Genomic DNA, 12,330 nt, shown 5'->3' on the forward strand with positions numbered 1-12,330 from the left:
CCATGAAATTCAAGAAAAGATATATAACGATATTCGTACCGGCATTGGCTATTTTAGCCATCGCCGGTGCTTTTGCCGCCATTCCCGGATTAAGGGGCCGCTTCATCAATGAGGAATCTAAGCCTTTGAGTCCCGTGGCGAGTAACAAAAATCCAGATAAAAAAGCGATAGCAATAGTACATGAGTTGATACAGGTAGTAAAGGGGCTGGACAGTCTTACTACTCTAAGTTTCAAAGGCAGTATGAGTGTCAATGATCTGGCGGACAGTACTAATAATTTAGTGACAGATTTTGAGTATACGCGGCAGGGGACGCTAGGCTATTACAAAATGGGTGATAATGAAACTTTATCAGCCAGAGATGTATATCTGGTAGTTGTACATAGCGCGAAGAAGATCTTTCTTTCCGAACCGGTAAAGATGGAAAACCCAATGAAAGTACAGCTTCCAAAAGAAAGCGAACTGTTGGAGGAGGAAGGGTATAAAGTCAGTCGTTCAGTGAAAGACTCTTTAATTGAGATTTCTTTGGTGAACAGCACACATGCGACTTGCCGTGAATACAGCATACTATTTGACGGCAGCGGAGGCATTCATCATGTCAGGATGCGTTTGGCAGATGCCAATGCAATGAGCAATTCTGCTAAGGACAAAAAGATTGAAATAAACATAGACAACTGGCAGGTAGGCGTTGTTCGTCAGGAGCTACTGAGAACTGACCGTTACATATCTGCAAAGAACGGTGAACCTAAGCCCGTTGGTGCACTGCAGGATTATGAAATAATAAAGGATTAAGGTTACCCCATCATGTTAAAGATACCTATGCGTTCCATTAATAAAAGATATTCGGTACTGAAAGCGGTGATGCTTTTGCTGATGATTGTGTCTTCCATCAGGGTGGCAGCTTTCAATGCAGTTGAAAGGTACCAGAACCAAAAGCAGGGACAGATCAAAAAAGGAGATGTACTGATCATAGAGGATGAGAAATTTGAGAACCCGGATTATGACTGGGCGAAGATCCATAAAAAGTCAGTTAATGACGTTATCAGCTTTGGGCTATATCGGGAATCTGGTGTAGTACTGGATAAGGCTTTTAAATGTGAACTGGATCTGAAGGTAGAATACTGGTCTCAGCCGAATCAGGCTGATCCTATTGTGAATGATCATATCAAGCTGAAGATAAACTATGACCCGGCGGCAGGTGTTGCTTACCAGGATGAGGCGACCTATCAGTTTATGGAGGGGTATCGCGTACGGCTGACGGTCAATGACATCACCAGTACCGAATTAGGTAGCCAGCTACCTGCTGCGTTCAGGATGGCGGGATTGATTGTTGTAGAACGTAGTTATGATCTGGACCCTGCAGCAAATCTTGCGGTACAGGTCATTGGCACACCGACAACAGAGGTTTCTCTTAAATGGGCGTCTATCAGGGGTGCAGAAGAGTATGACCTTGAATGGACGTTTGTAGATGAGGAGGCCGACAATGGTAAACTGCTCCAGAATCAGGGGAATAATGTAACAACTACTACCTTGGCGACAATGTTTCGCAATAACGCTACACGTGTAACATTGCAACGTGAAAGCTATAATATCTCGCTGGTGAGTTATTCGAAATACCTGTTGCTGCGATTACGTACAGTACAATATGGAGATGATGGTACCAGAAAGGAAGGTCCCTGGAAATATCAGAAGTATCAGGATGCTGAGAGCGCAGTTATTGTACCTTCCGTCATTGCGGTGGATAATTCCTGGCATCAACAGAATTTGAACTGGCAATTGGATGCGGTATATAGTGAAGAAGGGAAGAAGAAAGAGGTGGTTAGTTATTTTGATGGCTCTCTGCGTAAAAGGCAGATGGTTACAGTGAATAATGCCGATAACAAAGCGATCGTTCAGGAGACTTTATATGATGAGTTTGGGCGGCCCATGGCGGAGATATTGCCGGCGCCACAAAGTTCTTCAACATTGAAATATTATGGTAGTCTGCATAAAGATGCCAATGATAAAGACTATGGTTACCAGCAAATTTATGGACAGGACGCTGATTGTATAGGTACACCACAGCCAATGAAAGCCTCATTTGGTGCGGCAAAGTATTATTCGCCTTCGAACGAATTCCTGGCTGCAGCGCCCGAGAATAAATACATTCCGGATGCAGAAGGATATCCGTTTGCAGTAACCCGTTACATAGGAGATAATACCGGCCGTGTTGCAGTACAGGGTGGGGTAGGTAAATTATTCCAACCAGGAGTGAATAATGATGTAAGCAAAGCAACACGTTTTTATTATTCCAAACCAATGTCCTGGGAGCTGAATAGGATATTTGGAAATGATGTGGGTTATGCTGACCATTATCTGAAGACGACATCAGTAGATCCCAACGGTCAGGTAAGTATCACGTATCAGAATGCAGGAGGAAAAACGATTGCCACTGCATTGGCGGGCGGCTCTCCGGACAATGTCGATGCATTGCCATCAAAGCCAGATGCGAAGGAGATCACGTCGGTTATTATAACGCCTGATGAATTCCATTTTGATGCTTCTAAGCTCACAATATCAGCGACGACTACTTATCAGCAGGATGTGCCTGATATGGTCGAACTGCATTATGATATTGATCAGCTGATCAGGAATTATGCGGAGAATGGTGTTACTATTTGTAGTAATTGCTACTATGAGTTGTCTATAAAAATTACAAATGATTGTAACGAGCCGATCTATAATACAACGACACCGCTGAAAATCGGTAGTCTGACCTCGAATTGCACCAGCATAGATGGTATAAAAAATGATATAAAGGATGTTAAATTTAATAAGGCGGGTACTTATTATATCAACTTCGAGTTGCGTCTGCCCGAGGAAGCTATAAGAACTTTCACAGAAGACTTTATCAATAGAAATACGAATCTACGCAGTGAGTGGTCATTTATTAATGATGCTTTGCTTGGAAAGAATTTTCTGTCTTGTTTTAATGACTGCCAGACTTGTAGGGAGTCATTAGGAGAATTGTCAGATTTCAGGAATCGTATACTGGAACGCCTGACAGCTAATAATGTGGCTGTTAGTCAAAACAGTGCCATGATAAACTCGTGGATCGATAATCTGTATGCGACTTTGTCGAGTGAATGTGCTGCATCAAGGGCTACATGTGCATCAAGCCCATGTGATGATCTTGCAGATGTTATAAAGCAGGATGTCAGTCCGGGAGGACAGTATGCACTATTTGATGCTGTTGGTAATACACAGGAAGCGGATATCAATGTTATATCGCAATACTGGCGCGTGGTCTTTAACCCAGCTAACAAGCCATCTACAATTCCTGATGTTGACAAGGTCGAATTACCGGATGGTACGATTACTTCTCCGTATGAATCTAACTTTAAGCTTGCGCAGTTGGTTAGATACTGGAAGCCAGAGTGGGCGGAGCGTTTTATGGTATATCATCCTGAATATTGTGCGCTGGAATTCTGTCGCGCTAATAGTGCTTCTTACCAGTGGGATGAACGTCTGCAGACGCTGGCGGATAAGATATCAGATATTCCGTCAATTGTGCCTGGAGCCATATATGGCAAAACTGTAGCTGGTTGGCTTGCGAACAAAGATCCGTTCTTTCTTGACGGAGGTTTGGGTCGAAATTACAGACTTGGTTTTATTAACGATCTGGCGGCGTATTCAAACACTATTCCAGATTTTTCAACTAAAGGTCTGCCTGCAAAAACGCTGTTTGAGTATGTTGATTTCGAGCTGTATTGCAGTGATAAAGATGGAAATACAAATACAAGTACGCTTGCCGATAAATGGTCCAATTGTACGCCTAATCCGACTTGTACGATTCCTGATCTTGAGTGGAGGATGTACAGAGATAAGTATTTTGAACTAAAAGAAAGGTATTATAATATAGTAAGATCAGAGACCTATTGTAATGGTAAATGTTCGGTGGGAAACCCAATACCGGTTGCACCTGGTACTTGTCCGGCCGGGGGAGACTTTACTATTCAGGCGGGTTCAGCTACCAACTGTTCATCAAATGAGCAGTCTGTCCGGATTATGTACAATGGCGCAGCGCTGATCAATTCAGCAAAGGCTTATATCTATTATCCGCAGGAGTATGCATCTATGACTGATGTGAAATCTGTTACGTTTAGTGCAGGGCAATCTCAAATGGATATATGTATTGACAAAAATATACCAGTGAATACCCTGAAGGTATCAAAGGTTGTTTGTGGCAACACAGCTGATCCGTCTATGTTCTGTACAGACTATACAATAGAGAACTTTGAGTTTATCTGGGACGAACTTGGTGGAAATGCATATATGCAATTCCATGATGGTATGAATAACAAGATACCTGCGGGCGTTAGAGTTTGGGTACAGGTACATCTAACAGATGGTCTTAATTACCACCGAACTTACACATACAAGTCTTGGTCTGTTACTGGTAGAAGTGAAAATGCTTCGGCCAATGCGCCTAGTGGCGGACGTCTGTTTACAGAAGGTCCTAATGAATTAATTTGTGAATATACACCTACGGTACCTGATAATTGTAATCCGACATTAAAAACGAAGCGCTCCCGTATTCCAAGTGTGTCTTATGATGTTTCGAATCTAAATATGGACGTAGCTGCTCTTCAGGCGCTTGGAGAGAGCCAGATGCGTGGATTTGTCGCAGCCAATTGTGAAGCACAGGCGGACAACTGGTTACAGCAACTGGATCCTTGTATTTTGTCCAGTACTACGGAAGCGAATCGTGCTGTGAAAACGGCTTTACTGCGTAGTAAACTGATTGAAGTATGTAAACTGGGAGGAGATTTGAATCATCCTTTTGGTGCAACTACTGTACCTAATGGTCAGGCAACAGCTGAAGGTTACAAGTCATTTGCGGAAGTGATCCAGGGTGTTTTGGGTAAAACGGATATGCTTTGTAATGCATATATGCTGGATGCGCCAATGCCGTTTGATACAAAGGCACAAATGACTGTGTCTACTATCAGCAAGACTAATGCTACAGTATGTGATCGTCTGACTGCTTTACAGGCAGCACAAACAGCCGCCCAGATAGGAGGGTCATTCTACTCGTATCTGAAAAGTCGATATGGTGCAGCGATGACTATCACAGAGGCTGAACTGACGATGTTGCAGAAAGGGTGTAGTAACTGTCGTTATTTACTGGAAAAGCCAATCGAGTTACCGGTATTCCTGGATGCACCAGCAAAAGGTTGTATTACCAAAACCGAATATACCACTGCTAAGAGTGGTTTGAATGGATTGATCGGTACATCGTTAAATACAACACATGAGAATTATGAGACGATCGTAACGAACTACTACAATGGCAAATTCGGATTTACCTTGTCATATAGCGCTTATATGAAGTATGAGCAGGTGATTGCGACAGATGCAAATGCAATGTTGTGCAACAAGCCAGTGTATAGCTATGTGAAAATTGATCCGTATGCATGTATGATGAGTGTGATAGACGATGCTGTTGTATCAGGCCGTATGGGATACATCAAGTACATCGAGGAAGAGAAGCGTAAGTTCCGCAGAGATTATATTGCTTACTGTGGCGCTAACCGTCCGGAGGTGACATTGACATCGAAGCAGCAGATCTATCACTATACCTTATATTACTACGATCAGGCAGGGAATCTTGTACGTACTATTCCACCTGAAGGTGTACGTTTGTTGGATGACGCGTTGAGTGCACAGATAGATGCTGTGCGTATGAGAGGGGGAGATATCACTTCCTGCAGTTATGATCCTACGAAGGTAAAAACTGATAAAACAGTTTCTTTACAACAATGGGCGACAGCATTTTCGAGAACCGGAGCTACATCTATGGAGATGTGGATCTATGGTGCAAACAATGGCGGTGGTCAGGTGTTGGCAACTACAGATGGTAACAGATATTTCTTTAATTTATGTCTGCATGGGAACTATCTGAACTTTGACGTGTATAGTGTGACCCCGGGAACTGGCAATACCGCTGCGGATATCGTGTTGTCTGCACATACGACGGCTGATATCAGTAAAGTAGCACCATTATCTCAGCGGACGCATGTGGTGTTGCAGAGTAATAGCGGGTTAAATACCAATAATCTGTCGGTGTATGTTGATGGCGTGTTATGTCCAACAGTAGCGACGGCGGTTCCAGCGGAGTGTGGTTGGGAGTTGTCTGTCGGTTCAACAGGAGTGGTGTATCCTGAGAATCTGACTACTTTGAAGCATGTTCGTTTGTATAGTCGTTTGATGGCGACTAATGAAATAGCCGCGAATGCAGGGGAAAGCTGCTTTGGTATTAATAGTGCCTATGCGGCAGACCCGACTGGCTCTATGTTTCATTGGGGCATGTTTGATGCGGTTGGTATTTATCCTAAGCATTTGCTAGCGACGTCGTATGCTTATCAGTCACTGAATGGGATAGAGATAGAGGCAAGCCCTGATGGAGGAGAGAAACGGTTTTGGTATGACAGGGTGGGTAGAGTAATTGCAGCTCAGGATGCGCAGCAAAAGTCATATACAGCAACACAGCCAGGAACATTTAATTATCGAGGTCGCTACAGTCATACTTTATATGATGAACTTGGTCGTATCAGCATGATTGCGGGGAGATGGTCCAATACAAGTGACTTAGCACTGGTGCCATTTCTTAAAGAGAGTCAAGGGACAATGTATTTGAGACAATTGACTCGTTCAAATTATATTTTGAACTATTATGATGTTCCAAGTTTAGGAACTCAGCTACAGACTAATTTAAGAAATAGAATATCAAGTATCGAAATCAACGACGCCGGAGGAACTGGTCCTGCAAGCATTAAAACTGAATATTTCAGTTATGATCTGATGGGCAATATTAAAACGTACTGGCCAAATATTCTTTTTAAAAGAGTTGACTATCAGTATGACTTAGTGAGTGGGAAAATTAATAAAATACGTTATCAGGCTGGACAGCCAGATCAGTTTATTTACAACTACGAATATGACGCGGAGAATCGCCTCATAAAAGCTTCGACAGATACAAAAACAACATCGCCTAATAGCTGGGAGATGTTGACTCCACATAATGATGCTTTATATAAGTATTATTACCATGGACCATTGGCCAGAACCGAGTTAGGAGATAAACAGCTGGTACAGGGTATAGATTACGTATATACGCTTCAAGGCTGGTTAAAAGCGATTAACGGAACCAATCTTGATCCTACTAAAGACGTCGGCCAGGATGGCCTGAATAGCGGTGATAGACCGACAGTCGCTCGTGATGTATATGCTTATTCTTTAGATTATTATAAGGATGACTTCAAGGCAATTGGTCGTAGTGTTATTGTTAATAATGCTTTAGCATTGACGTGGACAGCTGGTGAAAAGACTGAAATTGGGACGGATCTATTCAATGGCAATATCTCCCGTACAACAGTTGGATTGAAACCTATAAATAGTGGAACGCCGGTTGGATATTCTTATCGGTATGACCAGCTGAACCGTATAAAAAATATGCGACAGCATACATTTAATTCGGGAAGCTGGGCGGCCGTGACAGTTGGTAACGCATTTGGCGAAGATGTAACATATGATGCGAATGGAAACATTCTAACGTATAAACGAGGTGGTATCAATGGTACAAAAGCAAGTCCATTTGATATGGATAATCTCTCCTATGTTTATCCAAAGGATGCATCTGGTGGCTTAATAAATAACAGATTACAACAAGTTACAGATCAAATAACGACTTCTTTATATGCAAATGATTTAAAAAATGGTCAAAGTTCAGATAACTACAAGTATGATGAAATAGGTAACCTTATAAGTGATAGTCAAGCAGGAATAGATAAAATAGAATGGAACTTTTTTGATAAGATAAAAAGTACAAGCTATCATGAGACTGCTACTCCAAGTAATACATTTAGTCTTGAATATGGTTATGATAGGATCGGTAATCGAGTAGAAAAGACACTGTATCGTAGTGGCATCTTTTTTAAAAGTAGTACTTCATATGTTCGTGATGCTAATGGAAATGTGTTAGCTGTATATGAAGTGAACAATGGTGATGCAAATCCAAAATGGACTGAGCAGCATCTATATGGGAGCAGTAGGTTAGGTATATGGAAACCTAATATGACTATAGCTACGGGTAGCTCGAGTGAGTCAGCTTGGTTAGCAAAAGGGAATAAGACTTATGAGTTGACGAACCATCTTGGTAACGTAATGGCTACTATTTCAGATAAAAGAGTAGATTTGGTGAGTGGAGGGGCGGTTGATCATTATGAAGCAGAGGCCTTAAGTGCGCAGGATTATTACCCTTATGGTATGTTGCAACCGGATAGACAGTGGAGTTTAGGAAGTTATAGATATGGGTTCAATGGGAAGGAGAATGATAATGAAATAAAAGGTAATGGAAATAGTGTCGATTTTGGTGCAAGGGTTTATGATCCAAGAATTGGTATATGGTTAAGCGTTGATCCATTACAAAAGAAGTATCCAAGTGTGACACCGTATCATTTTGGAGCTGCTAATCCAATCAATTTTATTGATGTAGATGGGAGAGATATTATCCGTTTTACAAAGACAACAACGGCTTTTCCTAGAACTCAAGTGAGTGACGGATTTTATATTGGAGGAGGATCATCTATAACAAACACGGTTTCGGTAACTAAGGCTCCAGGAAAGGATGTTTTTTACTATGATGTAGTACAGAAATCATTTAGTGTTCATGATGGAGTGACCACGGTGTCTTCAAAATCTACTCAGTTTTATCCTAATGTACCCGGAAGCGCTGTAGGAATAACGCAATCACCGTCTAATAATATCCCATTTAAAGAGGTTGATGACTTAGATTTGATCTCTTTAGCAAAAATTTCTCCCCAGTGGTTAGTTGACGATCTTGTAAAAAAAGATCCTAGCTACAAGAGTTTGAGTATTGCCAGAATTGGTATGAAGGTGGAAGAGGGAATGAGAGGAGCTGCTAACTTAGCGTTATTGGTTGACGCTGTGACTACTACATCGGCTCCCGTCGAATATGAAACATATTATAGGTCTATATCAAATGAACATTTTGCGGTTCTTAAGGCCACTGGAAAAATGCCTGCTGGAACGGAGACATTTATTTCTCCAACAGCAGCATTTTCGAAAGGATATGAAGGAGTTTTACTTGAATTTAAGTTATTACCAGGAACTACTGCAAAGTTAGAAGCGATTGGCGTAAGGAATGCTGGGAATATAATAAATGAAGCTTACCCTTCAATGCCTATTATGAAAGGAAGATGGAGAGCTGCGAAATCATATTTTAAACAAGAGACAAATAAATATGGCCTTAAGCAAATTAACATCGGTTTGGGTAATGGAAAGGCATTAGAAATTTTCAATAAAAATATCTCAAGCGTTCAAATTATAGGGAAATGACAATAATAGAAAAACAACTAATTAAGTCTTTGGTACTGAATGAAATTACAAAGGAGACGTTTTTAGCGCATTATCCTATTGACTTGTCTGTGGAGGATCGATACATTTTACATGTTTTGCAATCTTCGTATCAGAATCGTGATGAGGATGCATTAGAATATGGACTTATGCTATTGCCATTAGATAATTTCACGGAATCTACGAAATACGTAGAAATTTTAAATAAACTAATTCAAGCAGATTGGCATAAAATGCATGAGGATATTGCATCTCTATTGAACGGCATCAACTCTCCAGAAAGTGTTGATGCATTATTTAACGCTGCGGTAGTACAATATGACTATTTAAGTTATGATGATACATACCAACTGGCACGTAAGTGTATCAAGGCTTTGGCGGCTATTGCTAACATGGAGGCAATTGAAAGAATAAAAGAACTATCACTGTATGAAATTCCAGAAATAGCCGCGTATGCTCGAAAAGAGCTGTTGCGGAAAGGATTTGATTACTAAATAAATTTAAATAAGAACGTTTCCTTTCTCCAGAAATCATGATAATTGATCTGACACCGCAAAATAATTTCATAAACAATATTATTAAGTTACTATGAAAGTAAAGTGGGTTGTACATTACAATATTCTAATTAGCGCATGGGGAACGTTTCATCACAGCGATTGATATTTTAAATGCTTTTTGTAGATAGTAAGATTTTGAACAGCTAAATATGCCTTTTCAAAGCATATTTAGCTATTCAAAATCAAATTGATTGTCTATAATATTTCCCTACCTTCGCGCCCATGAAAGACTACAAAAAACACTTCATCGTCCCGGCGCCTCCGGAAGACCTTTATAAAGCGCTCACCAATCCTAACACCATCCAGCTTTGGACGGGTGAACCTGCTGAAATGTCTACTGAGGCTGGTACGGAGTTCTCCCTCTGGGGCGATAGCATTGTAGGGATGAACCTGGAATTTGAAGAGGATAAGAAAATCGTGCAGGAGTGGTATTTCGGCGAACAGGAAGACGCGTCTATTGTGACGATCATCCTGCACCCGAATAAAAAGGGAACTGACGTTGAACTCAGACATACCAATATACCAGACGAAGCTTACGAAGACATCGTAGGTGGATGGAATGAGACGTATTTCGGCGCACTGATCGACTTTTATACCGAATAGAGATGAAAGCCGCCAGTGTCAGCGAATTAAAGAAAGAATTGCAGGAGGTTCCACCGGCACAGCTGGTGGAACTATGTCTGCGTCTGGCTAAATTTAAGAAAGAGAATAAGGAACTGCTGAACTACCTGTTGTTTGAATCCCACGATCTGCAGGGTTATATAGCGTCTGTCAAGCAGGAGATGGATGAAGCCTTTGCAGAAGCCCCGAAACAGCATGTCTATTTCGTCAAGAAGCACCTCCGTAAGATCCTCCGCGCTACAAACAAGCATATCAAGTATACCGGCTCTAAACAGGCCGAGGTAGAGTTACTCCTGTATTACTGTATGAAAGTAAAGAAGGGGGAATTCAAAGTAGGAGAGAGCGTTGCGCTCACAAAACTATACGTGCAACAGGTGAAAAAGATCGAGAAATCTATTTCCCTGCAGCATGAAGATCTCCAGTATGATTATAAAAGGCAATTAGAGCGGCTCTAAAGTCCTATTCTGCCTTTTCAGACATATCCATTTCCAGTAATTTACTTACGCCGGCATATTCCGCAGACGCTTCAGGGCACAACATAGCTCCTAGAGAGGCTACTGCTTTCTTCGCGAGTGTTTCGATGTCGGAACTTGTAGTCAGGAAAGTTGGCGTATGTTCCTTCATTTGTCTCAGCAGGTTATTCTTATGTTGTATAGAGAGACCGGCTAACGTTTTTAATCTTTCAGACGTCGTATTATACAATTCTTCGTAGTAAAAAAGGATGTTCATAAAAGCACTTGTTTATGGAACAAATGTAGCCCTTACGTTATAATGAAAGCCATATGGAAATCTTATGATCCATAAGATTTAGTTATAGATAGATTTTGCTAATTTGATAAAGCGTTTATTCAGTTCGCTGGTTTCACCCTTTCGCTGGATAAAGTAAAAACTACGTTCGATACGCAGACCTTCAAACTGTAAAACTGCCAGTTCTCCCAGTTGTAACTCCTTGACAATCGAACGGGTAGATAAAAATCCTACGCAACCGGATTCTACCAGGAAGTTCTTTAGGGCTTCCGTTCCACCAAGCCGGACATTAATCTTCAGGTCGTCTAAGCCAATCTTACTTTTCTTTAATCCCTGTTTGATCGCTTCCAGGGTACCGCTGCCGCGTTCGCGGATGGCCAGGGGCATGTTTAATATCTCTTTGAGGGGGTATTCTTTCTTCCTGACCAGGGGATTGTTGTGACTGCAGACAGCTACGATCTGATCCTTTAGAAAAGGCTGATAGGTCACATTACTGAGCTTGCCTTTTTCTTCGGTCACACCGATATTTATTTCGTTGTTTAGAAGGGCGTCCAGGACGATTTCGCTGTTCCTGTTCAGCAGGGATATTTCTACCCTGGGATATTCCTGGTTAAAGGCCGACATTACGCGTGGAAGAATGTACAGGGCCGCTGTTGTGCTGGCGCCGAGGTTCAGTCTGCCGGTGGCCTGTAATTTATCTTTCATGACGGAGATGTCGAACTCTGTTTCCTGCTGGATCATCTTTACCGTCAGCAGCCGCTTGTATAATAGCTGGCCGGCCTCCGTTAGTTCAATATGCAGGCCTTTTCGCTCAAACAGCTTGGTTTGATACTGTTCCTCCAAGCTTTTAATATGACTGCTTACAGCAGGCTGTGAGATGAATAATACTTCGCTTGCCTTCGAAAAGCTCTTCTCCCGGGCCACTTCCATAAATACCAGATGTCGGGTCGATAACATAGGCTTTTGTTTATAGCCAAGGTATTTAAAAT

At 41.7% G+C, this 12,330-nt stretch carries 7 protein-coding genes; 5 read left to right on the forward strand and 2 right to left on the reverse strand.

Annotated features, from left to right (window positions below):
• The first annotated feature begins 2 nt into the window (after window positions 1-2).
• The 5 genes from BMZ72_RS01905 (at window position 3) to BMZ72_RS01925 (ending at window position 11,049) form a co-directional block, all read left to right on the forward strand.
• Entirely contained in the window at window positions 3-791 is a 789-nt protein-coding gene (locus BMZ72_RS01905) for a hypothetical protein (protein ID WP_089804698.1), read from the forward strand.
• 12 nt (window positions 792-803) lie between these two features.
• Window positions 804-9,398 carry an RHS repeat-associated core domain-containing protein gene (locus BMZ72_RS01910; protein ID WP_089804700.1) on the forward strand — a complete coding sequence of 2,865 codons (8,595 nt, stop codon included), beginning with the start codon at window positions 804-806 and terminating at the stop codon, window positions 9,396-9,398.
• Window positions 9,395-9,910, forward strand: coding sequence for a hypothetical protein (locus BMZ72_RS01915; protein WP_089804702.1), 516 nt, complete (start codon window positions 9,395-9,397; stop codon window positions 9,908-9,910). The genes BMZ72_RS01910 and BMZ72_RS01915 overlap by 4 nt, the downstream gene beginning before the upstream one ends.
• Before the next feature lie 285 nt (window positions 9,911-10,195).
• Complete coding sequence (locus BMZ72_RS01920) at window positions 10,196-10,576, forward strand: SRPBCC domain-containing protein (RefSeq protein WP_089804704.1); 381 nt, start codon at window positions 10,196-10,198, stop codon at window positions 10,574-10,576.
• Between the two features lie 2 nt (window positions 10,577-10,578).
• Complete coding sequence (locus BMZ72_RS01925) at window positions 10,579-11,049, forward strand: hypothetical protein (RefSeq protein WP_089804706.1); 471 nt, start codon at window positions 10,579-10,581, stop codon at window positions 11,047-11,049.
• A 4-nt stretch (window positions 11,050-11,053) separates the two neighbouring features.
• Here the strand turns inward: BMZ72_RS01925 and BMZ72_RS01930 are convergent, their stop codons facing one another.
• Entirely contained in the window at window positions 11,054-11,323 is a 270-nt protein-coding gene (locus tag BMZ72_RS01930; protein ID WP_089804708.1) for a hypothetical protein, read from the reverse strand.
• A gap of 78 nt (window positions 11,324-11,401) precedes the next feature.
• Window positions 11,402-12,298, reverse strand: a complete 897-nt coding sequence (locus BMZ72_RS01935; protein ID WP_089804710.1) for a LysR family transcriptional regulator — start codon at window positions 12,296-12,298, stop codon at window positions 11,402-11,404.
• Window positions 12,299-12,330 lie beyond the last annotated feature (32 nt).

Source organism: Chitinophaga sp. YR627 (assembly GCF_900114995.1).
In the GTDB taxonomy this organism is placed as follows: Bacteria; Bacteroidota; Bacteroidia; order Chitinophagales; family Chitinophagaceae; genus Chitinophaga.